Origin of the sequence: Streptomyces sp. ADI96-02 (assembly GCF_003846185.1) — a bacterium.
In the GTDB taxonomy this organism is placed as follows: Bacteria; Actinomycetota; Actinomycetes; order Streptomycetales; family Streptomycetaceae; genus Streptomyces.
The window spans coordinates 5,170,675-5,197,441 of sequence record NZ_ML123034.1 but is presented as its reverse complement, the minus strand read 5'-3'; the positions used below and the strand labels follow the sequence as shown (position 1 = coordinate 5,197,441).

The following is a 26,767-nucleotide window of genomic DNA, read 5'->3' as shown; positions in this document are numbered from 1 at the left end:
TCACAACGGATCACAGGTGAATTCGCGCGCGGGCGCAGGCGGCGAGCTCGCGCTGCCGAGGCAGGAGGTGGTCGGCGGGCCCGAGGACGAGACCCATGGGCGCGGGCCCGAGCGAGACCGCGCGGCGGCGACGCCCGGCTTCCCGGCCGGGCCACCGGCGACCGCCGCCCTTGACGGGTGCACCGGCGGACGCACCGAAGAATCCGAATGCACCGGCGAATCCACCGGCGGATTTCCGCCGGGAGCCCGACGCATCTACCGTTCGTACGATGAGCGTCCCACCGACATCCGACCGGGGACCGCGCCGGTTCGGCTGGCCGCGGCGGGTCTTCTCCCAGGTGCTGCTGATGCAGCTGGCCATCATCACAGGCGTCACCGTGCTGGTCACCGGCCTGTTCCTGGCTCCCCTCAGCCACCAGCTGGACGACCAGGCCATGCGCCGGGCGCTGGCCATCGCCCAGAGCACCGCGGCCCAACCGCAGATCGCGACCGGCCTGCGCACCACCGATCCCTCGGCCCACGGCCCCGTACAGGTCGCGGCGGACCGGATCCGGCGGGCCACCGGTGCGGAGTACGTCGTGGTCATGGACCGCCGGGGCGTGCGCTGGTCGCACACCGAGACCCGCCGGATCGGCGCGGTCGTCTCCACCGACCCCGCGGACGCGCTCGGCGGCCGGGAGGTCATGGAGATCGACAGCGGCACCCTCGGCCGCTCGGCCCGGGGCAAGGTGCCGCTGCGCGACACCTCCGGCGAGGTGATCGGCGCGGTCTCGGTGGGCATCGCCTACGACAGCGTCCGCGCCCGGCTCCTCGCCGCGATCCCGGGGCTTCTCGCCTACGCGGGCGGAGCCCTGGCCGTCGGCGCGCTCGCCGCCTACCTGATCTCGCGGCGGCTCCAGCGGCAGACCCACGACCTGGCGTTCTCCGACATCTCGGCGCTGCTGTCCGAGCGCGAGGCCATGCTGCACGGCATCCGGGAGGGGGTCGTCGCACTGGACGGGACCGGCCGCATCCGGCTGCTGAACGACGAGGCGCAGCGGCTGCTGGGCCTCGGCCCGGACGCGGCGGGCCGGCCGCTGGAGGAGGTGCTGGACGGCGGCCGGACCGCGGACGTGCTGGCGGGCCGGGTGGTCGGCGACGACCTGCTGACGGTCCAGGGCGCGCGGGTGCTGCTCGCCAACCGGATGCCGACCGACGACGGGGGCGCCGTGGTCACCCTGCGCGACCGGACGGAGCTGGAACGCCTCGGCCGCGAACTCGACTCGACGACGGGCCTGATCGACGCGCTGCGCGCCCAGGACCACGAGCACGCGAACCGGCTGCACACCCTGCTGGGGCTGCTGGAGCTGGAGATGCACGAGGACGCGATGGAGTTCGTGACCGAGGTGGTGGGCGTCCACCGGGCGACGGCGGAACAGGTCACCGAGAAGGTGCGGGACCCGCTGCTGGCCGCCCTGCTCGTCGGCAAGACGACGGTCGCGGCCGAGCGCGGCGTGTCGCTGCGTCTCGCTCCCGGCACACTGCTGCCCGACCGGGTGGTCGAGCCGCGCGGGCTGGTCACGGTGGTCGGCAACCTCGTCGACAACGCCTCCGACGCGGCGGCCGGTTCGCCGGACGCCCGGATCGAGGTCGGACTGCGGGCGGAGGGCCGCAGCGTGGTGCTGCGGGTGCACGACAGCGGACCGGGAGTTCCGCCGGAGCGGTACGAGACCATCTTCACCGAGGGCTGGTCGACCAAGGACCTCCCCGCGCACGGCAGACGCGGCCTGGGGCTCGCCCTGGTCCGGCGGCTGGCCGAGCGCCAGGGCGGCAGCGTGAGCGTCACCCGGGGGTCCGGGGGCGGTGCGGTGTTCACCGTCGTACTCCCCGAGGCGCTCGCCGGACCGCCACCGCGAGAGGCCGCGCCGCACGACGATCCGGATGCGCGGTGTACGGCCACGACGGGAGGGAACACGTGATCCAGGTCCTCATCGTGGACGACGACGTACGGGTGGCGCAGATCAACGCGGCGTACGTGGCCAAGGTCCCCGGCTTCCGGGTGGCCGCGCGGGCCCACTCGGCGGCCGAGGCCCTGGCCTCGGTCGAAGAGGTCCCGGTGGACCTGATCCTGCTCGACCACTACCTGCCGGACCGCAACGGTCTGGCCGTCGCCGGGGAGCTGCGCCGACTCGGCCGCCAGGTCGACGTGATCATGGTGACCGCCGCCCGCGACGTCGCCACGGTCCAGGCGGCCATGCGGCACGGCGCGCTCCAGTACCTGGTCAAGCCGTTCACCTACGCCGGCCTGCGGTCGAAGCTGGAGGCGTACGCCGCTCTGCGCCACACGCTCGACGGCGGCGGCGAGGCCGAGCAGGCGGAGGTGGACCGGCTCTTCGGCGCCCTGTGGGCGGCGGGCGAACCGGACCTCCCCAAGGGCCACTCCCCCACCACCGCCGAGCTGGTGCGACAGGCCCTGCGGAGCGCCGACGGGCCGCTCTCCGCCCAGGAGATCGCCGACTGCGCGGGAATGAGCCGGCAGACGGCGCAGCGCTACCTGAAGCTGCTGGAACGCACCGGCCGGGTCCGCCTGACCCTGCGGTACGGCGAGACGGGCCGCCCGGAACACCGCTACGCGTGGGCCACGGGCTGAGGGCGGGACAGCTCTCAGCGGCCGTGCCCCGAGCGCCGGGTGGCGCGGAGCCCCGCCCACGCGGGATCGCCGGACGACCTCCCTCGCCGCGCCCGCGCCGCGACGACGTCGGCGAGGGTGAACCGGCCGCAGCTGCGGACGAGTTCGGCGACGAACAGCAGCACGACCGCGGCGCTGCGGTGCGCCTCCGGGTAGACCTCGGCCGTGCCGGCGCGGGGTCGCGCCGCGTCCCTCCCGGCTACGTCCCGCCCGGGTACGTCCTGCACCGCGTCGTCCCCCGTTGCGGCCGGCTCGCCCGCGACGAACGGACCGGCCCGGCGGATCCCCGCGGGCGTTCTGCGCGTGGGACCGGCCGGGCCGGGAAAGGCGTGGTCGTCCGGGGAAGAAGGGCGGGGGCGGTTCTCAGGCGTCGATGCGGGAGCGGTCCAGGGTGGCCGCCGAGCTGGTGATGAACTCCTTGCGGGGTGCCACCTCGTTGCCCATCAGCAGGTCGAAGACCTGCTCGGAGGATTCCAGGTCGCCGATGTTGATGCGGCGCAGGGTGCGGTGGCGGGGATCCATCGTCGTCTCGGCCAGCTGGTCGGCGTCCATCTCGCCCAGGCCCTTGTAGCGCTGGATGGAGTCCTTGATCCGGACGTTCTTGCGCTGGAGCTCCAGCAGGGTCTGGCGCAGCTCGTTGTCGGAGTACGTGTAGATGTACTTGTCCTGGCCCTTCTTGGGCTGGACCAGCTCGATGCGGTGCAGCGGGGGCACCGCGGCGAAGACCCGTCCGGCCTCGACCATCGGGCGCATGTAGCGCTGGAAGAGGGTCAGCAGCAGAGTGCGGATGTGGGAGCCGTCGACGTCGGCGTCGGTCATCATGATGACCTTGCCGTAGCGGGCCGCGTCGATGTCGAAGGTCCGCCCCGACCCCGCTCCTATGACCTGGATGATCGCACCGCACTCGACGTTCTTCAGCATGTCCGAGACGGACGACTTCTGTACGTTGAGGATCTTGCCGCGGATCGGCAGCAGCGCCTGGAACTCGCTGTTCCGGGCCAGCTTGGCGGTACCGAGCGCCGAGTCGCCCTCGACGATGAAGAGCTCGCTGCGCTCGACGTCGTCGCTGCGGCAGTCGGCGAGCTTGGCGGGCAGCGAGGAGGACTCCAGCGCGGTCTTGCGGCGCTGGGCGTCCTTGTGCTGGCGGGCCGCGATACGGGTGCGGGCGGCGGCGACGGCCTTGTCCAGCACCGCCCTGGCCTGGGCCTTCGCATCCCGCTTGGTCGAGGTCAGGAAGGCCTTCAGCTCCTTGGCGACCACGTTCGCGACGATCCGGTTGGCCGCCGAGGTGCCGAGCACCTCCTTGGTCTGGCCCTCGAACTGCGGCTCGGCGAGCCGTACGGTGACGACCGCGGTGAGCCCTTCGAGGGCGTCGTCCTTGACCACGTCGTCCTCGGCGACCCTGAGGATCTTGGCGGAGCGCAGGGCCTCGTTGACCGTGCGGGTCAGGGAGCGCTCGAAGCCGCTGACGTGGGTGCCGCCCTTGGGCGTGGCGATGATGTTGACGAACGACTTGACCGTGGTGTCGTATCCGGTGCCCCAGCGCAGCGCGATGTCGACGCCGAGCTCGCGGGTGACCTCGGTCGGCGTCATGTGGCCGCGGTCGTCGAGGACGGGAACGGTCTCCTTGAACGTACCCGTGCCGGTCAGCCGCTGGACGTCGCAGACGGCCTTGTCCTGGGCCAGGTACTCGCAGAACTCGCTGATGCCGCCGTCGAAGCGGAACGTCTCCTCCGACTTGCCCTCGCCGTCCAGTCCGCGCTCGTCGTGGACGACGATGGTGAGACCCGGCACCAGGAAGGCCGTCTGGCGGGCCCGCTGGTACAGCGTGTCCAGGTTGAGCTTGGCGTCCTTGAGGAAGATCTGCCGGTCGGCCCAGTACCGCACCCGGGTACCGGTACGCGTCTTCGGGACCCGCTTGCCCTTGCGCAGCCCGTTGGCGGGGTCGAACGGGCTGTCCGGCCCCTGCTCCGTGAACATGCCGGGAACCCCGCGCCGGAAGCTGATCGAGTGCGTCGCGCTGTTGCGGTCGACCTCGACGTCCAGGCGGGCGGAGAGGGCGTTGACCACGGAGGCGCCGACCCCGTGGAGGCCCCCGGAGGCCGCGTAGGAGCCGCCGCCGAACTTGCCTCCGGCGTGCAGCTTGGTCATGACGACCTCGATGCCGGAGAGGCCGGTCTTGGGCTCCACGTCGACCGGGATGCCGCGGCCGTTGTCCCGGACCTCGACGGAGGCGTCGTCGTGGAGGATGACCTCGATCCGGTCGCAGTAGCCGCCGAGGGCCTCGTCGACGGAGTTGTCGATGATCTCCCAGAGGCAGTGCATGAGACCGCGGCTGTCGGTGGACCCGATGTACATGCCGGGGCGCTTGCGGACGGCCTCAAGCCCTTCGAGTACGAGAAGGTGCCGCGCGGTGTAGTTGGAGCTGTCCCTGTCTACGACGCCGCCTGCTCCGGTCAGCAACGCAGTGGACGGCACGGTATCGGCGGTCACGCGGTTCGCTCCTCGCTGAATTTCATCTGGGGCCCCGGTGGGTATCGGGCTGGCCTTCGGTTGCCGCTGAGAGCCTACAGAGGCCTGGTAGAGCGGTTGTAACGCCACCCTCGGGGAATCATCATGCTAGTCGAGCCCCACGAAGGTTCGCATAGATGTTCGATCATTCGTTGGAGTGACGTGCACATCACGTTCCCTTCGAGGCATGAACCATTTAGGCTCCGGGCACGTCCTCATGAACAAACCGGCAAGCCGGCCGGCGGGACCGACCCCAAGACAAGCAATGCGAAACCGTAGCTCTGCGCATACGGCACATTCGCCGCCAACCGGCAACGGACAACCATCCCGAGAAGAAGTTTCGAAGAAAAGCCACGAGCGGGAACGTTTTCGGCCTGGTTGGATGTTGACCCTGGTACGACAGCTCGTCGAGCTAGAGAAGAGGCGACGTGACTACTGTTCTGACCCCCGCGAGCCCGCTGACCGCAGCAGACCGCTGTGACCGTTGCGGCGCCCAGGCATATCTGCGCGTCGTCCTGATCAGCGGCGGTGAACTGCTCTTCTGCGCCCACCACGGGCGCAAGTTCGAGCCGGAACTCAAGAAGATCGCCGCGGAAATACAGGATGAGACGGATCGGCTCACCGCCGTGCAGGCGACTGCTGCCGACGAGGAACAACACTGAGACCTCGCATCCACGACGAGCCAGGGGCCGGTCCAGGACCGGCCGACGGGCGGCTTCCCCTCGGGGAGCCGCCCGTTCTCATGACCGGCCCTCCGGGTCTCTGAGCCCTGCTCGGCAGCCCCAGGGGCCCTTTGCGTGCCTTGGCGCCTCCACGAGAGGGTCTCGGGACCTGGAGACGCCAGGGAGGCCGGGGATGCCGAGGGTGGCGCCCGAAGACACCGAAAGGCACTGAGGGGCCCTTGGAGACTCCTGGAGGCTCGGCAACGCTGAAGGCGTCTGTGGCCCTGAGCCCCCTGAGCCCCTGAGCCCCTGAGCCCCCTGGAGGCTCGGCCGACGGGAGGCGGTCCAGTCCCTGCCGGACACCGCCCTCAGGTCAGATCCGCCCCGCAGCCCATTCCACGGCGGCCGAGATACGGGTGTAGACCCCCGGGCTGCCCGCACGCCCGCAGCCACTGCCCCAGGACACCAGGCCGACGAGCCGTCCACGGGCCACCAGAGGCCCGCCGCTGTCTCCCTGGCACGCGTCCCTGCCGCCGGCCGGATCACCCGCGCAGAGCATCGCGGATGCCTCGTACGTGCCCTCCCGTCCGCCCGGGTAGGCGCGCGCGCACTCGCCGTCCGACATGATCTGGACGCGGGCGGAGCGCAGCGCGGAGGCGTACGTACCGCTGCCGGTCGTGTCACCCCACCCGTAGACGGCGGCGGCCGTCCCGGCGTCATAGGCCGGGTCGCCGCCGCGGGCCGGCGCGATGACGCTTTCGGCGGGCAGGGGCCGGGACAGGGTCAGCACCGCGAGGTCTCCGGCGTTGGTGGCGGGGTCGTATTCCGGATTGACCCAGACCTCGTGGACCGGGATCTCCTGACCGCCGGAGTCGTCGAGCCGGTCGCGGCCCGCGATGATCCGCAGGTCGCTCACCGCGTCGGCGGGGCCGCCCAGCGCCTCTTCGCTCAGGCAGTGGGCGGCCGTGAGGATTTTGGTGGGCGTCACGGCGACCCCGCCGCAGAACTGCCCCCCACGCGCTCCCCCGAACCGGTCACGGCTGGACAGGGCCACCGCCCAGGGGCTGTCCGCCACCGGGGCGGGCTGCCCGCCGACGACGATGCTGTCCGCAGCCACCGGGAGGGGGAAAACGAGCGGCGGCACGGCCGTCGCGGCGGCCAGGGCGAGCACCCCGGTCAGGGCACGAACCACGGAACGGGGCATGAAAGCTCCTGACGCTGAGGTGGCAACGATTCACCCAGCGTGGTCCAGCCGCCCGGCGTCCGCACCTGCGGACACGCCAAAGGGCCCGTTCCCCGCGGGGAGCCGGGCCCTTCGCCGATGCCTCCGGCGCGCCGGAGGCCGGGACTAGTCGAGGTAGTCGCGCAGCACCTGCGAACGCGACGGGTGGCGGAGCTTCGACATCGTCTTCGACTCGATCTGACGGATGCGCTCCCGCGTCACGCCGTAGACCTTGCCGATCTCGTCCAGCGTCTTCGGCTGGCCGTCGGTGAGGCCGAAGCGCATCGAGACCACGCCCGCCTCACGCTCGGAGAGCGTGTCGAGCACCGAGTGGAGCTGCTCCTGGAGGAGCGTGAAGCTGACCGCGTCCGCCGGGACGACGGCCTCGGAGTCCTCGATCAGGTCACCGAACTCGCTGTCGCCGTCCTCACCGAGCGGGGTGTGGAGGGAGATGGGTTCACGGCCGTACTTCTGGACCTCGATGACCTTTTCGGGGGTCATGTCGAGTTCCTTGGCCAGCTCCTCCGGGGTGGGCTCGCGGCCCAGGTCCTGGAGCATCTGGCGCTGCACGCGCGCGAGCTTGTTGATGACCTCGACCATGTGCACCGGGATACGGATGGTGCGGGCCTGGTCGGCCATGGCGCGGGTGATCGCCTGACGAATCCACCAGGTGGCGTACGTGGAGAACTTGTAGCCCTTGGTGTAGTCGAACTTCTCGACCGCTCGGATCAGACCGAGGTTGCCCTCCTGGATGAGGTCCAGGAAGAGCATGCCGCGGCCGGTGTAGCGCTTGGCCAGGGAGACCACCAGGCGGAGGTTGGCCTCCAGGAGGTGGTTCTTGGCCCGGCGGCCGTCCTCGGCGATGATCTCCAGCTCACGCTTGAGCTTCGGGGCGAGCTTGTCGGCGTTCGCGAGCTTGTCCTCGGCGAAGAGGCCGGCCTCGATGCGCTTCGCGAGCTCGACCTCCTGCTCGGCGTTGAGGAGGGGGACCTTGCCGATCTGCTTGAGGTAGTCCTTGACCGGGTCGGCGGTGGCGCCGGCGACGGCGACCTGCTGCGCGGGCGCGTCGTCCTCGTCGTCGTCGGAGAGGACGAAGCCCTTGTTCTCGCCCTCGCCCTCCTCTTCCTCGCCCTTGCCGGCCTTGATCTCCTCGGCCGCCTCGTCGCCGTCGAGGAGTTCGTCGTCCTGCTTGCCGGACTTCTTGGCCGCTGTCTTCTTGGCCGCCGTCTTCTTCGCGGCGGTCTTCTTGGCAACCGTCTTCTTGGCTGCCGCCTTCTTCGCGGGAGCTGCCGCGACGGCGTCGTCGGCCACCGCGTCCGCACTCCCGGCCGCCGGGGCGGCGGGGGCCGCGACGGTCCTCGTCACGGTGGTCTTCGCCGTGACGGTCTTGGTGGCGGTGCGCTTGACCGGGCTCTTCGCTGCGACGCTCTTGCGGGCGCGCTTCGGCGACTCCGCGGCACTGACCATCAGCGTCACACCCTCTTCCTCGAGGATCTGGTTGAGGCTGCGCAGAACGTTCTTCCACTGGGTTGGCGGAATCTGGTCAGCCTCGAAGGCCCGACGCACGTCATCGCCGGCGATCTGCCCATCAGCCTTTCCCCGCTCGATGAGCGCCATCACAGACTCGGACTCGGCGATCTCCGGCGGGAGCGTACGGGATGTGCTGGCCGACACGAACAACCTCTCGGAACGATGGAAACGGCTTCCGGCCCCGCCCTGGAGAGGGCTGGAACCGACGACCGTCGACTGGGGATGTCGCCGACGGCGCGGGTTTGGCCTCAGAAGTGCTCAGCACGCTGGGGGGCTGCTGTATTCCTTCCACGGCGGTTACCTATTAGGTCATCGCGCTGCTTCGAGGAGTGTTACGCCCAATCCGCGTGGCCCGAGTCACACCTCATTCGCGACGAACGACACCAGGGCCGACATCCCACCACAATTGTGCCGCCGGACCCCATCGGTCCGGCGGCACCGGGCCCGGCCGCCCCGACCTACGGCGGTCAGTGCTCGCGCGGTGCGGGAACCACACGTTCCACATCGGGGTGGACGACGAGCAGTTGGCGCATGGCCGCCTCGGCGCTCGCCGAGTCGCCGGAGGCCAGCGCGTCGAGGATGCGGGCATGGTGGGCCAGCGAGGACTCCCCCGGCCGGTCACAGCCGGTGACAGGGCCGCCGGAGACGTGCAGGGCTGCCGAGACGATGCCGGAGAGGTGTTCGAGCATGCGGTTGCCCGCTGCCTGGATGAGCAGCGCGTGGAACTCCGCATCGGCGCGGGAGAAGGTGATCGCGTCCCCCTGCCCCATCGCGTGGCCCATGATCTCGACCATGTCGCCCAGGCGCTGCTGAAGGTCCTCCCGGCCGTGACCGGCGGCGAGCCGGGCCGCGAGCGGCTCGATGGTCCAGCGCAGCTCGGCCAGCTCACGGCGCTGGTCGTCGCGCTGCGGGCCGAAGGCGCGCCATTCGATGATGTCGGGGTCGAGCAGATTCCAGTCGCTGACCGGGCGGACCCGGGTGCCCACGTTGGGGCGCGCACTGACCAGTCCCTTCGCTTCGAGAACGCGAAGGGACTCGCGTACGACGGTGCGGGAGACCTCGAATCGCTGACCGATCTCCTCCGGAACGAGGGGACGGTCCGCGCCGAGGTCACCGGAAACGATCATCTGGCCCAGCTGTTGGACGAGTTGGCCGTGGAGGCCGCGCCCGCGACTGGCCGCTCCCCGTCGGCTCGCGCGTCCCAACTCGGAATCGGAACCGCCCCAGGACCGGGCCGCGGCGCGCTCGTCGGCCGGCGCCTCCGTGTAGGGATAGCGATCGATTTCGCCCGAGCCGGCCAGGCCGGAGTCGGCGGAGCGGGCGGCGGTCATCATGGTGTGCGCAAGGGTACTCACGCATCATTTGTCGGCGTAGCTCACCCGCCCCTTGAGGTCTTTGGTGAAAAGCACACGAAAGGGTGATCGGCGTTCACTCCGCAATTGACGCCATATGCCCATAATCCAGGCATTCCTTAGGCAGTTGCCGACCTCCGTCCTCGACAGCGAGCGCGCACGGTCACCAACGCGCCTTTCCTCGAAGGCCGGTGAACAGATACGCGCACACCAGGGCGGACAACGAAAGGGCGAGAGCGGCCCCGACCGGCTGGGCCACCACCCGCGCCACGGCCAGGACCCACCGGTCGGCCTCCTGCGGAAGCTGCCACCAGGCCAGTTCGCGCAACCTGCCGGGCAGTCCCGCCGCCGAGCGCGCGGACGGCGCCGCGAACACCTTCTGAACCAGCGGAACGACGAGCACCGGAACCGCGAGCACAGCGGCGACGCCCGCCCCGGCCGCCCGGAAGACGCCCGCCGCCAGCAGGCCCGCCCAGGCGCAGCCGATCGTCAGGCCCGCCCAACTCGCTCCGAGCGCGATCGCATTGGCCGGCGCCTCGATCGCCCGGGGCCCGTACAGCAGACGCAGGCTCTGCGCGTCGCACACGACCGAGAGGAAGGCCAGAAGCACGGCGAAACCCGCGGTCACGGTCAGCTTGGCCAACAGCAGCCCCAGCCGCCGGGGCACGGTGCCCCGGCCGGCGGCGAGCGCCGGATAGCGGAACTCGTCGCCGAAGGACAGGGCCCCCAGGAGACCCGCGCCCAGCGCGGCGGGCGGCAGCGGGAGCAGTTCGGGCCAGGCGGCGAGGAGGCGGGGGATGGAGGTCCCGTCCGTCCGCGCCAGGAGGACGGAGAGCGCCGCGGACATCAGCAGCACGGTCGCCATGATCAGCGTCGTCGTCCTGACGCCGAGGGAGCGTCGCAGCTCGTAGCGGAGCGGTCGCAGCGGGCCGCCGCCGGGGCGCACGCGGATCGGAGGCGGCAGTTCGGACAACGCGACGGCCGACGCCTGTCCAGCCCCGACGGCCTTCGGTGGCACGGCCGGCCCGGCATCGCCGATCTCGTCGGCGAGTTGATGCACGGGGACGCCGTGCCGGAACGCGGTGTCCCCGATCTCCGCGCAGTTGCTGCCGTAGACCGTCAGGCGGCTGCCCGCCTCGGCGACCACCTCGACGGAGCGTCTGGCTGCCCGCGCCTCCCGGCTCACCACTGCGGCGAGGCGGGCGGCGTGCGGGGTGCGGACGGCGACGCGGGGCCGGAGCCGGGTGCGGGCGAAGTCAGCGACGCCCTGGTCGGCGACGAGCCGTCCGCCGTCGATGGTGACGACGCGGTCGGCCGTGCGGGCAGCCTCCTTGGGGTCTCCGGTGGCGTACAGGACGGTGCCGCCCTGGGCCGCGTGGGCGCGCAGCAGGCCGTACATCCAGGTGTTCTCGCGTGGCGAGAGCCCGTCGGCCGGTTCGTCCAGGACCAGCGTGTGCGGGTCTCCCAGCAGAGCGCAGGCGAGGCCGAGCCGGCGGTCCATGCCGACGGAGAGGGTGCCGAGCCGCCGGTCACCGAGTCCGGCGAGACCGACGACTTCGAGCGTCTCGTCGGCCCTTGTCGCCGGCACGCCCGCGGCGGCGCAGAGCATGCGGAGCTGCCCGCGGACGGTGCGGGCGGGGTGGCCGGGCACGTCACCGAGCAGAACTCCCACCTCGCGGGCCGGGTGAGGGATGCGGTGCAGCGGCCTCCCGCGGAAGTAGGCGACACCCCGGCCCGCGTCGAGTTCGAGCATCAGTCGCAGGGCCGCGGTCTTCCCGGAGCCGGAGGCGCCCAGCAGGGCGGTGACACGGCCGGGTGCGGCTTCGAAGGTCAGGTCGTTCACGGCGGGCGGTGCGTCGCGACGGGTGGTGCTGGTGAGTCCGATGGCCTGGAGCATCGCTGTTCTCGCGTCTCTCGCGGAAGGTGAGACCGCTCGGCGGCAGGTGATTACCGCAGCAACATAACGCGACATTTCCGACTTTCGGCGCAACGGTGCACCTGCGGGCGTTCCGCGAACCCGTCGCAGTGCGCACCGCGAGGCATTCCCTCCGGTACGACCGCCGCTCGCCCGTGGGGACTTCGGCCCGGACTTCCCTCCGGGACCGCCGACGGCATCCGGCCGTCGGGGCGTCGGCGCGTCAGACCTCGGGGCGCAGCATCGGCGGGTTGAGCACCGTGGCGGCACCGGCCCGGAACAACTGCGCGGGCCGGCCGCCCTGCCGAGTGGTCGTGCCGCCGGAGGGCACCAGGAAGCCTGGCGTGCCGGTGACCTTGCGATGGAAGTTGCGCGGATCCAGCACGACTCCCCACACCGCCTCGTACACCCGGCGGAGCTCGCCGACCGTGAACTCCGGCGGGCAGAACGCCGTGGCCAGCGAGGAGTATTCGATCTTGGAGCGGGCGCGTTCCACTCCGTCGGCGAGGATCCGGGCGTGGTCGAAGGCCAGCGGCGCAGCCTGGTCGCCCTCGCGCCCGGCGCCGGGGCCGAGCAGATCCTCGACAGGTGCCCAGCGCGCGCTGTTGGCGTCGCCGCCCGCACGGGGCGCGGGCAGATCGGGAGCGAGGGCGAGATGGGCGACGCTGACCACACGCATCCGGGGGTCCCGCGCCGGATCCCCGTAGGTGGCCAGTTGTTCGAGGTGAGCCCCGTTGCCGACGGCGGGTTTGGCCGGATCGTGTGCGCAGAGGCCGGTTTCCTCGACGAGTTCACGCGCGGCTGCCGCTCCGAGGTCCTCGTCCGTCCTGACGAAACCGCCGGGCAGCGCCCATCGGCCCTGGAACGGGGTCTCGCCTCGACGGACGACCAGTGCGCAGAGCGCGTGACGGCGCACGGTGAGCACGACCAGGTCGACGGTGACGGCGAAGGGCGGGAAGGTCGACGGGTCGTAGGGCGGCATGCCGCGATCATAGTCGTCTGCCTGACGATAAACACTCCTTTCGATGCCCTCGCGATCAGGGAAATGCCCGTCGTGCCAGGATCCGCCCGCGCCCGGGCGCGCCCTCTCCCGGTCCTGTCCCGGCAACCGCGGCCTCTCGCCGGCTGCGGCTCCGGCAGTGGGCTCCTCGGCCGTTCGGGGTCCGGACCGGCCGGTCGCGCCGGGTAGCGGCGGCCGCTCCTCCGTGCTCGCAGGAACCGAGCCGCGCGGGACGCGGCTCCGCTCCCGGGCCGGCGTCCGGCCGTCGCTCGTGAATCGGCGAGACCTCGAAGCGTCCCCCGGACGAGATGCCAGGCCGAGAGTTCACCCCGGACCCTCGACGCCCATCGCCTCCAGCCACGGGCCCGGGCGCGTAATGCCTCCGCCCAGCTGTACGCCCGGCCGATCCACGGCTGCCGTGACGCGCTGCAGGCGTTGCAGCGGCGGCGCGCACCCTGCTCGCGGGTCGGGAACTCGCCGTCGTCGGCAACCGGGCCCGCAGGGAGGAGGGTTCGCGGTCTGCCACGCGTATCCCGGCCGACGCGCGTCGTCATCGTCGAGTCCTGGTGCCGCGGCGGCCATAACCGCGCTCCGCACCCGCGGTCCTGCGCCCGGCACCGGCGACGCCCGGCCGGACTGCGCCGGGCATCCGCGGCCCACGACGTGCTTCCGTCAACCGGCGTCCGGTCCCCCGCCGCCGTCCCCCGTGCGGCAGTGGGCGAGACCTTCGGGCACGGCAGACGGACTTCCTGTTCGCGGCGTCGACCGGCACCGCGGCGCCGGCGGATGCGTCGCCCTCCTTCTCGTCCCGCTCGCCGCGCAGACAGCGGCGCAGCGCCTCCGGGTCCAGTCCCTCGTTGCAGGCGCGGTGGAGGAGCTGGGCGAACGTGTAGTCGGGATCGGCTCGCAGAGCCAGCGTCAGGGCGACCCGCGCGCCCGGTTCGTCGCCCGTGGACCAGGAGACCCAGCCCGCCAGTGTGAGCGGAGCCGCCGCGTGTTCCCCGTACGGTCCGACGCAGCGTCGCGCCAGGGCCCGCCACAGCCTCAGTGCGGACTGGGCCTCGGGGCCCTCCATCCATGCCGCGGCCTTGTCACGCGTGTCCCGGTCCTGAAGGCCGAGGATGACGGCGGCGGCTTCGTCGTGGCTGATCAGCCGGTCGTCCTGGATGTCCGCGAGGGCCGGAGGAGCCGGAGCCGTGGTTCCGAGGCGTTCCATGAGTCCACGGGCCATCCGCACCGTCTCCCGCGCGACACCTTCCCTGGCCTGTTCGTCGAGGATCCTGGCCATCATCGACGGACCGGCCTCGTCCAGTGCCTGCTCCTGCGCCGACGCCTCGGCCGGGGCCCGTAACGGCTCCAGCCGGGCCTCCATGTCACGCAGCGTTCCCCGAACATGGATTCCCGCGTAGGCAGCCGCAGCGGCCATCACCGTGGTGCCGGGCAGGGCCAGTGGCTTTCCCTGGGTCGGGCAGCACCGGCTGTCGGGACAGCAGTAGGACCAGTAGCGGCCGTCGGAGATGCAAAGGGCTTCGAGCACGGGAACGTCGAGCGCTCCGCATGCCGTACGCAGGCGCTGGGCGAACGGCCGGAGGCGCTCCATGGTCAGGCGACCGCTGCCGCCGTCTGCCGAGTCCTGGCAGAGGAAGACGACGATCGCATCGGGCCTGCCGTCGCGCTTCTCGCTCCCCGAGATCAGGCACTCCGCCAACTGATCGGCCACCGGACCCCATTCGCCGGCCGACTGCGGGATTCCGAGTCGGAGACGACCGCCGAAGCGGCCTCGGCCGCCGTGCAGGGCCACCATGACGACGCTGTCGTTGGGGTAGAAGCGCATGAGGTACGGGAGAGCGTCGGCGAGATCGGCGGGACCGCGCAGGGTGATCTGCTGTTCGCCGGCCGGGCCGGTCGATTCGTGGTGCTTGTTCATGGCACGACGGTCCCTCGTCGAGCCGAATCGCGCGACCCCTGTGGATAACTCTTATCCACAGGCTCGCACTGCCGTTCGCCGACTGTCATAGGTATCGGCTTCCATGGAGCCATGACCGACACGCAGCGTCCGTTCCGCCGTCGCTCCCGACCGATCGCACCCGTCGTCGCCCTTCTCGGGCCACCACCGGCACAGTGCCCACCGCGGGCCCGGGGCAGTGGCCCGCCTCCCGCCCGTCTTCCGCTGATTCCGACGCTGATGCGCGACCAGGCGGCTTCGGCGGCCAGGCACTTGGCGACGGTGTTGGAACGCTGGGTGGGAGAAGCGCGCCGGGCATCCGCGTTACGGCCCGGCAGGCTCGGCCGGCACGGTCTTGAGGCCAGCGGCTCAGCCCGCCGCGGCCAGCGCCAGCGGGAGGACCGCTTCGCTGCCCGCCCTGCGGAGCAGGCGGGCCGCGACGGCGAGGGTCCACCCGGAGTCGGTGTAGTCGTCCACCAGCAGAATCGGCCCAGGAGCGGCGACCAGAGCTGCGGCCAGATCCTCCGGGACGCTGAAGGCGTCGGACAACGCCCTCAAGCGTTGGGCGGAGTTGCTGCGGCGTACCGCATGCCCGCCGGGCCCCGCGTAGGCCAGGGTGCCCAGAAAGGGAAGACGGCCGACGGTCGCGATTCCCCGGGCCAGGGAGCCGACCAGCTCCGGGCGGGCGAGCGACGGCACGGCGACCACGCCCACGGGCCGGGCAGAAGCGTCCGGGACGTCCGGCGCCCAGCCTCCCGCAGAGCGCGCCCAGTCCGCGAGGACCGCGACCGCGGCCCGCAGCACCTCGTCGGAGACCGGCCCGTCGGGAGCGTTCTCGGCCAGCAGTGGGCGCAGCCGGTTGCCCCAGCCGATGTCCGAGAGCCGTCCCAGGGCCCGCCCGGTGGAGCACTGCTCCGTGGCCGGGATGCGTCCCTTGAGGTTGATGCCCAGCGCGGCCATCCCCGTGGGCCACATCCGGCGCGGTTCCACTTCCACTCCCGGGCGGTCGAGTTCCTTCTCCGCTCCTGTCAGCGTCTGCGCCGATACGGACGAGTCGGCCCAGGCGCCGACGCAGTTGTCGCAGCGCCCGCAGGGGGCCGCCCCCTCGTCGTCCAGTTGCCGGCGCAGGAACTCCATCCGGCACCGGGTCGTGCTCACGTAGTCGCGCATGGCCTGCTGTTCGGTCGCGCGCTGCCGGGCGACCCAGGCGTACCGCTCGGAGTCGTAGGCCCAGGGCTCTCCCGTGGAGATCCATCCGCCCTTGACTCGCTTGACGGCCCCGTCCACGTCGAGGACCTTGAGCATGGTCTCCAGCCGGGTGCGCCGGAGATCCACCGTCGCCTCCAGCGCCGGTACGGACACCGGACGCCCTGCGTCGGCGAGGGCCGCGAGAGTCTGCCGGACCTGTGCCTCGGGCGGGAAGGCGGTGTCGGCGAAGTAGCGCCAGATGGCCTCGTCCTCCTTCCCCGGAAGCAGCAGGACATCGGCGTGGGCCACCCCGCGGCCCGCGCGGCCGACCTGCTGGTAGTAGGCGATCGGCGAGGACGGCGAACCGAGATGGACCACGAAGCCGAGGTCCGGCTTGTCGAAGCCCATGCCCAGTGCCGAAGTCGCGACCAGCGCCTTGACGCGGTTCTCCTGGAGGTCGATCTCCGCCTGGAGCCGGTCGGCGTTCTCGGTACGCCCCGTGTAGGAGGCCACGTCGAATCCGCGCTGCCGCAAGAAGGCGGTGGCCTCCTCTGCGGCGGCGACGGTCAGCGCGTAGACGATCCCGGACCCGGGCAGATCGTCGAGGTGCTCCGCCAGCCAGGCCAGGCGGTGGGCGGCGTCCGGGAGACGGACCACCCCCAGCCGCAGGCTCTCCCTCTCCAGCGGGCCACGCAGCACCAGGGCCTCTCCGGCGCCGGTGCCCAGTTGCTCGGCCACGTCCGCGGTCACCCGGGCGTTGGCGGTCGCGGTGGTGGCGAGCACCGGTACTCCCGGGGCCAGCTCGGCGAGCATGGCCCGCAGCCTGCGGTAGTCCGGACGGAAGTCGTGGCCCCAGTCGGAGATGCAGTGCGCCTCGTCGACGACGAGCAGGCCCGTCGTGGCCGCGAGCTTGGGCAGCACCTGGTCGCGGAAGTCGACGGAGTTCAGGCGTTCCGGACTGACGAGGAGGACGTCGGTCTCGCCTCGCTCGACCTCGTCGTAGATGGCGTCCCACTCCTCCGGGTTGGCCGAGTTGATGGTGCGGGCCTGGATCCCTGCCCTGGCCGCCGACTCGACCTGGTTGCGCATCAGCGCCAGCAGTGGCGAGACGATCACTGTGGGGCCGGCTCCTCGCCGGCGCAGCAGCGCTGTGGCGACGAAGTACACGGCGGACTTGCCCCAGCCGGTGCGCTGCACCACCAGGGCCCGTCGGCGCTCCTCCACGAGGGCGGCCACCGCCTGCCACTGGTCCTCGCGCAGCCTCGCCGTCCCTCCCGGATCGCCGACGAGTTCGGCGAGGATGGTGTCGGCCTCAGTACGGAGCTCCAGGTTGTCCATGGCTCCCATGCAACCCGATGGCACGGACAATGGACAATCGACCGCATCACGCTGTGTGATCGGATCATCGCCGACCGGCCTCTTCCAGGCGGGCGGGTAGCGGCCCAGGGGGACGAGCTGAGCACGGCCACCGGGAAATCGGTCGGTGAAAGGCCCGAGCCAGGAGTCGCGCCCACCGGCCGGGGCACGCCGCCGCTGTCACTCAATCCCGTGGAGGCGGCGACCGTACCTGCGGAGGCGACGGCAACGGGCCCGGCGTGTTTCCGCTGGTCCTTGCCGTTCGGGACAGGCGGAGGGAATCAGGGGGGCCAGTGCGGGGCAGGGATATCAGTGTCATTCCGGCTGAATCCCGTCAGCCACGCCAATTGCTCGTTGCCGCCCGCCGGTACGGCAGGAAGAATTGGACTCGCTCCCCGCACAGTTCCTTTCGCGGCCCGGAACAGCTGTGCCGCGGCGCGCCCTCACCCGACCCTGCCCGCACCACGGGCGCGTAGCGAAGGGAGGACCGTGACCTTCGGATTCGCCCCGTCCGCAGCCACTTCGATGTCGGCGTCATCGGTTTCCGCAGACTCCGTCAGCCGGCTTGCCCGCACGTTGGAACCCTCCGAGTGGGCTTCCGCGGGCATACCACTGCTCCGCAGTCCCCGGGAGGTCGTCAGCGGCCTGCACTCCCGGCACCGGCCGACGCCGACCACCGCCGTCGTCGCCGTGCTCGATCCTGAGGAGCGGCTCACGGCCAGCGCCTCGTTCAGTCGCCGGCCGACGGTGGCCGCGGACGGCTGGGATTTCCGCAACGCGCTGCTGGCACATCTGCGCCGTGTCATCCCGCACGATCTGCGCCGCCGCACCCCGGTGCGTACGGCGGTGCTCCTGTACTGCCGTGACGGCGACGAACGCTGGACCGAGGAGGACGGCGCGTGGATGTGGGGCCTGCGGGACGCCTGCACCCTGCACGGGCTCCGGTGCGGCGCCTACATCACGCTGACGCGCGGTGGTTGGCAGGTCCTCGGCGAGGGGCGCAGCGGGCGGCAGCCCACTTCGCTATCCGAGCCGTCTCCCCTGGCCGAGACCACAGCGGACCACGTGCCCGCGCCGAGCAGCACGGGCGGTGGGGCGGCGGAGGCGCTGAGGCGTACCGCCGCCCGGTGAACCGGTACCGGCCGAACGTCGGCCGGCTCTTCCCCGGCCACCCGTGCGGGCAGCCGGGGGGGCGGGCAGATTCGGCTCAGACGCTCGCGCCGAGAACGGAGTTGACCGTCTTCGGGTCTCCGCACACGACCAGCAGCGCGGTCGCACGGTCGCGCGCGACAGGGAGGGAGCGCACCACGGCGCCGTGGTCGTCGCCGTTCACCGCGACGACGACGACCGGACGGGGCTTGGTCCGGTCCACAGCCGCGGCGTCCGCGAAGAAGACGTCGTCGCTCGCGTCCTGCTGGGCCCAGTAGGCGGCTTCGCCGAAGGACAGCTCGTGCTCGGTCCACGGGTGCTGATCGCCGGTGGTGAGCAGCAGGATGTCTCCCGGCGCCCGACCGGACTCCAGCAGCAGGTCGACCGTTTCCTCGGCCGCGTCGAGGGCTCCGCCGACCGATGCCGGAACAAGCTGGAGCTGCGGCGCGGAACGATTCTCCGGCTGCTTGGCCCGGACCGGCGCGGCCGGAGCGGGGTGCGTGCGCTGCGCCGGAGGCGCGGGACGAGCGGGGCCGGGTACCGGACGGCCGGGGCGCGGGGTGGCCGCGGATCGCGGACCTGGTACGGGACGAGGGGTCGGCGCGGTGCGGCCGGCGGCCGGAGCTACGCGGGGACCCTGGGCACTCTCGTGAATCTGAGGCTCCTCGGGGATGAGATGAGAGGCATGAAAATGGTCGATGTCGGACGCCGACCGGGTCGGTGTCACGGGTGGGCGCGTCTGCGCGTTCAGAATTCGAAGCCGAGCTGGCCCCCGCTTTCCAGTGCGGCCGCCTCGGCGGAAAAACGGACCTTCTTCAGGTGCTGCCACCTGGGCAGCGCGTCCAGGTACGCCCAGGAGAGGCGGTGATGGGGCGTGGGGCCCCGCTCCTCCAGGGCGGCCCGGTGCACGGGCGAGGGGTATCCCGCGTTCGCGCCGAAGGCGAAGTCTGTGTATTCGTCGGATTCCGCGCCCAGTTCGGCCATCATCCGGTCCCGGCGCACCTTGGCGATCACGGAGGCCGCCGCCACCGCAATACAGGACTGGTCGCCCTTGATCACGGTGCGGACCTGCCACGGAACGCCCAGGTAGTCGTGCTTGCCGTCGAGGATCACCGCGTCCGGCCGCACTGGCAGCCCTTCCAAGGCTCGCACCGCGGCAAGCCTGAGGGCAGCGGTCATTCCGAGGTCGTCGATCTCCTGCGGGGAGGCGTCACCGAGTGCGTAGGCGGTGACCCAGCTCTCCAGCACGGGAGCGAGCTCGGTGCGCCGCCGGGGCGTCAACAGCTTGGAATCGGTGAGACCTTCGGGCGCTCGGCGCAGACCGGTGACGGCCGCGCAAACGGTGACCGGTCCGGCCCACGCGCCGCGTCCGACCTCGTCGACACCGGCGACGGTCCTGGCACCGGTGGTAGCGCGAAGCGAGCGCTCGACGGTGTGCGTGGGTGGTTCGTACGGCATGGCGCCAGCCAGCGTACGCCGCGAGCCCCGGCAGCAACACCCCGGGGCGCCGTGCATACCGCGAATCCGCCGACGGCCGCAGGACAGCAAGTCCGGGAAGGCCGCTTCGGAACCGTCGGCGGTACCCGGATGCGCGGTGAAATCGGCTGCGGGGCCGGGCGGCCCGATCGCCTGCGGGGCCGGGCGGCGCGATCGGCTGCGGATGCCGCACGGCTCCGGCACAGTGTGAGCCACGGACCGAGGAGACATGAGGCGTGCGGCGTGGGGCGCGAAGCGCGGGGCGCGAAGCGCGGGGCGCGAAGCGCGGGGTGCCCGGTCGAGAGGCTCCGACCGCTCAGAGTGATTCTGTGGGAGGGCGACCCCGGCAGCCAGCGCCCGCCTTCCTAGGACCGAGGTCTGGAGGGGCACCCGGTACCGGTGCCCCCGGGCGCCATGCGCCGGGCAGCGGAGCGGTCCGAACGTCAGCGGTGCGCCGGGGTCGTCAGCCAGCCCGGCAGGGCTTCCGTCCGCGCCGTCCACGCGGCGGGCGGCGCACCGGCCGGCCCCCCGCCCAGAACGCCGCCCACGATGGCGCACGTCGTGTCCACGTCGCCGCCGGCCTGCGCGGTGACCCAGAACGCCTCCTCGAAGTCTCCGAGGCTCCTGGCGGCCGACCAAAGCGCGAACGGCACGGTGTCGTGAGCGCTCGTCCGACGGCCGTTGCCGAGGACCGCGGCGACCGTCCCGGCGTCCCGGTAGTCCAGCATGTCGCGGGCCCTGCGCAGCCCCGCGCCGACCGCACTGCGCGGCACGAGCGCGATGACCCCGTCGAGGAGGTCCTCCGGCGACGGCGGGCCGTCGGGAGCGGCGGCCAGCGAGGCGGCGGCTGCCACGGCCATCGCGCCGACGACGGCCTCACGGTGCTGGTGGGTGGTGTACGAGGAGATCTCCGCCTGGTGGGTCGCCTGCTCGGGGTCGTCCGCGTACCAGGCCCCCAGCGGGGCGATGCGCATCGCGGAACCATTGCCCCAGGAGCCCTGCCCCTGGAACAGCGAGGAGGCCAGCTCGCGCCAGTCGCCGCCCTCCCGGACGAGCCGGAGGAGACGGTTGACGGCCGGGCCGTAGCCGCGGTCGAAGTCGTGGTGCTCGGCGAAGGAGCGGGCCAGGGCGTCCTGGTCGACCCGGGCGTGGGCGGCGAGCACGGACAGGACCGAGCAGGCCATCTCCGTGTCGTCCGTCCACTGCCACGGTCCGTCGGGCAGGGCGCGCTGTTTCAGCAGCGGGTAGTTCACCGGTACGAAGAACTGGGAGCCCAGGGCGTCTCCCACGGACAGCCCGCGCAGGCTGGCCACGGCGCGTTCGAAACGCGGTTCGGAAGCGGAGTCAGCGGTCATCGCTCTGCCACTCTATCCGGTGAAGCCGTAGGACTCAGGGGCGCGCCAGCGCCGGAACGGCTGGTCGAGGGTGTAGCGGCCGTTCGCGCCGAGGACCAGGGTGCGCGTCTCGGCGTTGCCCGGATTGGACAGCGATTCGAACTCCGCCACCGACCAGTGGAACCAGCGCATGCAGAACAGCCGCATGGTCAGCCCATGGGTGATCAGGAGGACGTTCTCCGGATGGTCGGGGTCCTCGAAGCTCCGGTGCAGGCTCTCCAGGAACGCCCCGACCCGGTCGTACACGTCGGCTCCGGACTCACCCTGGGCGAAGCGGTAGAAGAAGTGCCCGTAGGCGTCCCGGAGCGCTCTCTGCAACCGCACGTCGTCGCGGTCCTGCCAGTTTCCCCAGTCCTGCTCGCGCAGCCGGGGCTCCTCGCGGATCCGGACCCGCGTGGGGTCGAGCCCGAAGAACCGGAACGTCTCGTGGGTGCGCCGGTAGGGCGAGACGTAGACACTCACCCCTTCGTCGCCGAAGAGCTCCCTCAGCCGCGCTCCGGTCTCGCCCGCCTGCCGCGAGCCCGTCTCGGTGAGCGGCAGTGCGTGGTCGGGCACCCGCTCGTACACCGAGTCGTCGGCGTTGCCCTCGGACTCGCCGTGCCGGACGAGGACGATGCGTCGCGGTCGGGCCATGTAACGAGCCTAGATCGGATCCGGCCGGTCCGAGCGGTTGTCCGGACGCCATCCGGCGTACCGGGGCGTACTCAGAGGTGTGTCCGTGACCCGAAACGGAAGCGGAAGCGGAAGCGGAAGCGGAACCGATGCCGGCAGCGGTGGCGGGGCCCGGTGCTCAGACCGTCCAGGACGGTTCGAGCTGGACGACGTCGCCCGTCAGCTCGGCCACGTCGGCCTCGGTCTGCGCACGGGCCGAGAGCCGTTCGGCTCCGGCAGGGCGGTACTTGCCGCGCTCCGCGCTCGAATTCCACAGGGACAGCACCAGGAACTCGTGGCCCGGTGCTTCCCCGAAGACACCTCGCAGCATGCCGGGCGAGCCCGCCATCGCCGGATTCCACACCTTCTCCTGCATCAGTGCGAAGTGCTCGGCCCGCTCCTCGTGGACGCGACTGTGCGCCACTCTGGCCACGTCCGCCTCGGCGAAGTGCGGTTCGAACCCGGTCTTCACGTCGAAACGGCGCTCGAAGAGCATGACCCGCATGTCGCGGAAGGTGCCCGTCTGCTCGGTGGCGAGCCGATCGTGGCCGCGGGCCATGAAGGAGTCGTAGAAGACGCGGTTCTCCCAGAAGGCGAAGACGTGCGCGACATCGGGGCGTGTTCGGCTCCACCCGCCGCTCTGTCCCCTGAACCCCGGCTCACCGAGCAGCCCCGCCCACTTCCGCTGTCCCCGCTCGAACCCATGACGGTTCACCACGGAGCAGCGAATCCACTTGACCAGCACCGCGCCATCGTACGGCGCTGAACGTGGTGGAGGTCACGGTCGGACGCGGTCGGTCCGAACCGTTCGCTTCCTCACCATGCCGCCGAGTCGCTTCCTCACCGGGCCGCCGAGCCCGTTCGCACGCCGGTACCCGCCGGGCCGCCCACATGGCCCGAATCCGCCGTCCGCCGCCCGGACAGTTGGCTCACCGGCCCGTTCCGTACATGATCGGGTGATGAGAACGGTCGCTGACCGTCGGCCAGGAGGCCAGGGAGGGGAGTCCGGTGAGCACTCCGAACAAGGACATCGACAAGGTTGAGGTACGGGTCAAGTGGGACCCAAGCACCAGTGGTGAATCGGCCAACGACCTCGACATCATCGCGGCGACCTACCCGGCGGACGACCCGTACGGCAGTCCGGCCTACCTGGTGCATTTCGACAGCCGGTCGCCGGACGGCACCATCACGCTGAACCGCGACAGCCGTACCGGGCAGGGGTTCGGCTTCGACGAGGTCATGACCATCGAGCTGAACCGCCTGGCGGACGTGTACGGCCGCGTGGTGGTCGGCATCGCCATCCAGCAACGCGACGGGCACAAGACGTTCGGGGCCATAGGGAGCACGGCGGTGCAGATCCGGGAGGGTTACGAGACGCTCGCCGAGGACGACTTCTCGCAGGTCGCCTGGGCGACCGCGGCCCTCGTCGGCGAGTTCATCCGCGATACCTCGGGCCTCTGGGGGTTCCGGGCGGGCGTGCGCGGGTTCGACGGCGATCCCGACACGTTCGCCTCGGTGATGGGCAGCCGGGCCGCCGGGGCCTGACGCCCCCCCCCGGACGCTCCCGCCCCGCCGCACTCCGGCAGGGCCGAATTCCGGCCAACCGCTCAGGCCGACCGCGCGAACCCTGCCGCAGATGTGCGCACGCACGTCGACCGCCCCGGGCGACGAGCCCGGGGCGGTCGACGTGGCGGGACCGGTCAGCTGCAGCCGCTGGTGGAGCCGCAGCCCTCGCAGATGTAGCAGGAGCCGGCGCGCTGCATCTTCGTTCCGCAGGAGAAGCAGAGCGGAGCGTCGGCGCTGATGCCGAGCTGCATCTCGACCAGCTCGGCCGAGGTGTGCGCGGTCTTCGGCGCGGGCTTCTCGGCGGCCTCGCGAGGAGCGGTCACCACCTTGAGCGGCTCGGACTGGAGCGGGGCCGACTGGGCCAGGCTCTCGGCGTCCTGGCCGTCCGCCTCGAACGACGGCTCGTACGAGCCGGTGTCGAGGTGGCGCTGACGCTCCTCGGCGGAGTGGATCCCGAGGGCGGAGCGGGTCTCGAACGGCAGGAAGTCCAGCGCCAGGCGGCGGAAGATGTAGTCGACGATCGACTGCGCCATCCGCACGTCCGGGTCGTCCGTCATGCCGGCCGGCTCGAAGCGCATGTTCGTGAACTTCGAGACGTACGTCTCCAGCGGGACGCCGTACTGCAGGCCGACCGAGACGGCGATGGAGAAGGCGTCCATCATGCCCGCGAGGGTGGAGCCCTGCTTCGACATCTTCAGGAAGACCTCGCCGAGACCGTCGTCCGGGTAGGAGTTGGCGGTCATGTAGCCCTCGGCCCCACCCACCGTGAAGGAGGTGGTGATGCCGGGACGGCCCTTGGGAAGGCGCTTGCGGACCGGGCGGTACTCGACGACCTTCTCGACGGCCGTGCGAATGGTCTCCTCGGCCTTCGCGGTGACCGCTTCCTTCTCCTTGTCCTTCGTCTTGGCGGAGAGGGGCTGGCCGACCTTGCAGTTGTCGCGGTAGATCGCGAGCGCCTTGACGCCCATCTTCCACGCTTCGAAGTAGACCTCCTCGACGTCCTCGACGGTGGCCGTCTCCGGCAGGTTCACCGTCTTGGAGAGCGCGCCGGAGATCCACGGCTGGATGGCCGCCATCATCCGGACGTGGCCCATCGCGGAGATGGAACGCTCGCCCATCGCGCAGTCGAAGACCTCGTAGTGCTCGGTCTTCAGGCCCGGGGCGTCGACCACGTTCCCGTTCTCGGCGATGTGCGCGACGACCGCCTCGATCTGCTCCGGCTGGTAGCCGAGGCGGCGCAGCGCCTGGGGCACGGTGCCGTTGACGATCTGCATGGAGCCGCCGCCGACCAGCTTCTTGAACTTGACCAGGGCGAGGTCGGGCTCCAGGCCGGTGGTGTCGCAGGACATCGCGAGGCCGATGGTGCCCGTCGGCGCGATGACCGATGCCTGTGCGTTGCGGAAACCGTTCTTCGCGCCCAACCGGATCACGTCCTGCCAGGCTTCCGTCGCGGCGGCCCAGACCGGTGAGTCCAGGTCGTCGACGTGGACGGCCTTGGCGTTGGCGTCGGCGTGCTGCTTCATGACCCGCTGGTGCGGCTCGGCGTTGCGGGCGTAGCCGTCGTACGGGCCGACGACGGCGGCCAGCTCGGCGGAGCGCTTGTACGAGGTGCCGGTCATCAGCGACGTGATGGCGCCGGCCAGCGCACGGCCGCCGTCACTGTCGTACGCGTGGCCGGTGGCCATCAGCAGGGCGCCGAGGTTGGCGTAGCCGATGCCCAGCTGGCGGTAGGCGCGGGTGTTCTCGCCGATCTTCTGCGTCGGGAAGTCCGCGAAGCAGATGGAGATGTCCATCGCGGTGATGACCAGCTCGACGACCTGGGAGAAGCGCTCGGACTCGAAGGACTGGTTGCCCAGGCCGTCGTCCTTGAGGAACTTCATCAGGTTCAGCGAGGCGAGGTTGCACGAGGTGTTGTCCAGGTGCATGTACTCGCTGCACGGGTTCGAGCCGTTGATCCGGCCGGACTCGGGGCAGGTGTGCCAGGCGTTGATGGTGTCGTCGTACTGGATGCCCGGGTCGGCGCAGGCCCAGGCGGCCTCGGCCATCTTGCGGAAGAGGGACTTGGCCTCGACCTCTTCGATGACCTCGCCGGTCATGCGGGCGCGCAGGCCGAACTTCCCGCCGGCCTCGACGGCCTTCATGAACTCGTCGTTCACACGGACCGAGTTGTTGGCGTTCTGGTACTGGACGGACGTGATGTCGTCGCCGCCCAGGTCCATGTCGAAGCCCGCGTCGCGCAGGGCGCGGATCTTCTCCTCCTCCTTCACCTTGGTCTCGATGAAGTTCTCGATGTCGGGGTGGTCGACGTCGAGGATGACCATCTTCGCGGCGCGACGGGTGGCGCCACCGGACTTGATGGTCCCGGCGGACGCGTCGGCGCCCCGCATGAAGGAGACCGGACCGGAGGCGTTGCCGCCGGAGGAGAGGAGCTCCTTGGAGGAGCGGATGCGGGAGAGGTTCAGGCCGGCGCCCGAGCCGCCCTTGAAGATCATGCCCTCTTCCTTGTACCAGTCGAGGATCGACTCCATGGAGTCGTCGACGGACAGGATGAAGCAGGCGGAGACCTGCTGGGGCTGGGGCGTCCCGACGTTGAACCAGACCGGGGAGTTGAAGCTGAAGATCTGGTGCAGGAGGGCGTACGCCAGCTCGTGCTCGAAGATCTCGGCGTCCGCGGGAGAGGCGAAGTAGCTGTGGTCCTCGCCGGCCTTCCGGTAAGTCTTCACGATCCGGTCGATGAGCTGCTTGAGGCCGGTCTCGCGCTGCGGCGTGCCGACGGCCCCGCGGAAGTACTTGCTGGTGACGATGTTGACCGCGTTCACCGACCAGAAGTCGGGGAACTCGACGCCACGCTGCTCGAAGTTGATCGAGCCGTCGCGCCAGTTGGTCATGACGACGTCACGACGCTCCCACGCCACCTCGTCGTACGGGTGCACGCCGGGGGTGGTGTGGATGCGCTCGATACGCAGACCCTTGCTCGCCTTGGCACCCTTGGTACGGGAACCTCGCGCCGGGCCGCTCGCCGTCTCTGTCATGCCGCCTCCCATATGTGGGCAAAAACGCCCTGAAGTGCCTATATCTTCCCAGGCACAGTGTGTGTCTGATGCCCCGAGGGCCGCCTTCGGCCTTCGGAAGCAGGTCTCCTGTCGCCCGGCCGCGGACCGGCGGACGTATGCCGGGCGGCT

The 26,767-nt window shown here is 71.2% G+C and carries 20 protein-coding genes; 5 read left to right on the top strand and 15 right to left on the bottom strand.

Annotated features, from left to right (window positions below):
- Positions 1-269 precede the first annotated feature (269 nt).
- Complete coding sequence (locus EES43_RS22935; protein WP_124270455.1) at positions 270-1,958, top strand: ATP-binding protein; 1,689 nt, start codon at positions 270-272, stop codon at positions 1,956-1,958.
- Entirely contained in the window at positions 1,955-2,629 is a 675-nt protein-coding gene (locus EES43_RS22930) for a DUF7342 family protein (protein WP_124270454.1), read from the top strand. The genes EES43_RS22935 and EES43_RS22930 overlap by 4 nt, the downstream gene beginning before the upstream one ends.
- A 14-nt stretch (positions 2,630-2,643) precedes the next feature.
- Here EES43_RS22930 and EES43_RS22925 read toward each other — a convergent pair whose 3' ends face one another.
- Both EES43_RS22925 and EES43_RS22920 read right to left on the bottom strand, forming a co-directional pair.
- Complete coding sequence (locus tag EES43_RS22925) at positions 2,644-2,895, bottom strand: hypothetical protein (RefSeq protein WP_124270453.1); 252 nt, start codon at positions 2,893-2,895, stop codon at positions 2,644-2,646.
- A 136-nt stretch (positions 2,896-3,031) separates the two neighbouring features.
- Complete coding sequence (locus tag EES43_RS22920; protein ID WP_124270452.1) at positions 3,032-5,161, bottom strand: DNA gyrase/topoisomerase IV subunit B; 2,130 nt, start codon at positions 5,159-5,161, stop codon at positions 3,032-3,034.
- Positions 5,162-5,607: 446 nt separating this feature from the next.
- Here EES43_RS22920 and EES43_RS22915 point away from each other — a divergent pair, with 446 nt between their 5' ends.
- Positions 5,608-5,841, top strand: coding sequence for a DUF7455 domain-containing protein (locus EES43_RS22915; protein WP_073803639.1), 234 nt, complete (start codon positions 5,608-5,610; stop codon positions 5,839-5,841).
- Between the two features lie 373 nt (positions 5,842-6,214).
- Here EES43_RS22915 and EES43_RS22910 read toward each other — a convergent pair whose 3' ends face one another.
- The 7 genes from EES43_RS22910 to EES43_RS22880 all read right to left on the bottom strand — a co-directional run bounded on the left by EES43_RS22910 (position 6,215) and on the right by EES43_RS22880 (position 17,331).
- Positions 6,215-7,045, bottom strand: coding sequence for a serine protease (locus tag EES43_RS22910; protein ID WP_124270451.1), 831 nt, complete (start codon positions 7,043-7,045; stop codon positions 6,215-6,217).
- A gap of 144 nt (positions 7,046-7,189) precedes the next feature.
- Positions 7,190-8,737, bottom strand: coding sequence for an RNA polymerase sigma factor (locus tag EES43_RS22905; RefSeq protein WP_124270450.1), 1,548 nt, complete (start codon positions 8,735-8,737; stop codon positions 7,190-7,192).
- A 323-nt stretch (positions 8,738-9,060) separates the two neighbouring features.
- Positions 9,061-9,948 (bottom strand): FadR/GntR family transcriptional regulator, encoded by an 888-nt coding sequence (locus EES43_RS22900; RefSeq protein WP_124270449.1) that lies wholly within the window; start codon positions 9,946-9,948, stop codon positions 9,061-9,063.
- A gap of 160 nt (positions 9,949-10,108) precedes the next feature.
- On the bottom strand, positions 10,109-11,842 hold the full coding sequence (locus EES43_RS22895; protein ID WP_124270448.1) for an ABC transporter ATP-binding protein: 1,734 nt from the start codon (positions 11,840-11,842) through the stop codon (positions 10,109-10,111).
- 241 nt (positions 11,843-12,083) lie between these two features.
- Positions 12,084-12,842 (bottom strand): NUDIX hydrolase, encoded by a 759-nt coding sequence (locus EES43_RS22890; RefSeq protein ID WP_124270447.1) that lies wholly within the window; start codon positions 12,840-12,842, stop codon positions 12,084-12,086.
- A gap of 568 nt (positions 12,843-13,410) precedes the next feature.
- The gene (locus EES43_RS22885; protein WP_124270446.1) at positions 13,411-14,787 is read right to left on the bottom strand and encodes a DUF4192 domain-containing protein; all 1,377 of its coding nucleotides are present in this window, start codon (positions 14,785-14,787) and stop codon (positions 13,411-13,413) included.
- Positions 14,788-15,174: 387 nt separating this feature from the next.
- Complete coding sequence (locus tag EES43_RS22880; RefSeq protein WP_124270445.1) at positions 15,175-17,331, bottom strand: RecQ family ATP-dependent DNA helicase; 2,157 nt, start codon at positions 17,329-17,331, stop codon at positions 15,175-15,177.
- Between the two features lie 507 nt (positions 17,332-17,838).
- On the opposite strand from EES43_RS22880, the gene EES43_RS22875 reads away from it, so the two are divergent.
- Entirely contained in the window at positions 17,839-18,480 is a 642-nt protein-coding gene (locus EES43_RS22875; RefSeq protein WP_124270444.1) for a hypothetical protein, read from the top strand.
- Positions 18,481-18,556: 76 nt separating this feature from the next.
- On the opposite strand, the gene EES43_RS22870 is transcribed toward EES43_RS22875, so the two are convergent.
- The 5 genes from EES43_RS22870 to EES43_RS22850 form a co-directional block, all read right to left on the bottom strand.
- Complete coding sequence (locus tag EES43_RS22870; RefSeq protein ID WP_241192502.1) at positions 18,557-19,225, bottom strand: hypothetical protein; 669 nt, start codon at positions 19,223-19,225, stop codon at positions 18,557-18,559.
- Between the two features lie 20 nt (positions 19,226-19,245).
- Positions 19,246-19,956: a ribonuclease HII gene (locus tag EES43_RS22865; RefSeq protein ID WP_124270443.1), complete on the bottom strand. Its 711-nt coding sequence runs from the start codon at positions 19,954-19,956 to the stop codon at positions 19,246-19,248.
- Positions 19,957-20,417: 461 nt separating this feature from the next.
- On the bottom strand, positions 20,418-21,329 hold the full coding sequence (locus tag EES43_RS22860) for an ADP-ribosylglycohydrolase family protein (RefSeq protein WP_124270442.1): 912 nt from the start codon (positions 21,327-21,329) through the stop codon (positions 20,418-20,420).
- Positions 21,330-21,341: 12 nt separating this feature from the next.
- Positions 21,342-22,001 carry a histidine phosphatase family protein gene (locus EES43_RS22855; protein WP_124270441.1) on the bottom strand — a complete coding sequence of 220 codons (660 nt, stop codon included), beginning with the start codon at positions 21,999-22,001 and terminating at the stop codon, positions 21,342-21,344.
- Between the two features lie 157 nt (positions 22,002-22,158).
- The gene (locus EES43_RS22850) at positions 22,159-22,764 is read right to left on the bottom strand and encodes a YdbC family protein (RefSeq protein WP_124270440.1); all 606 of its coding nucleotides are present in this window, start codon (positions 22,762-22,764) and stop codon (positions 22,159-22,161) included.
- Between the two features lie 263 nt (positions 22,765-23,027).
- On the opposite strand from EES43_RS22850, the gene EES43_RS22845 reads away from it, so the two are divergent.
- On the top strand, positions 23,028-23,564 hold the full coding sequence (locus EES43_RS22845) for a TerD family protein (protein ID WP_124270439.1): 537 nt from the start codon (positions 23,028-23,030) through the stop codon (positions 23,562-23,564).
- Between the two features lie 155 nt (positions 23,565-23,719).
- Here the strand turns inward: EES43_RS22845 and EES43_RS22840 are convergent, their stop codons facing one another.
- Positions 23,720-26,617: a vitamin B12-dependent ribonucleotide reductase gene (locus tag EES43_RS22840; protein ID WP_124270438.1), complete on the bottom strand. Its 2,898-nt coding sequence runs from the start codon at positions 26,615-26,617 to the stop codon at positions 23,720-23,722.
- Between the last annotated feature and the right edge of the window lie 150 nt (positions 26,618-26,767).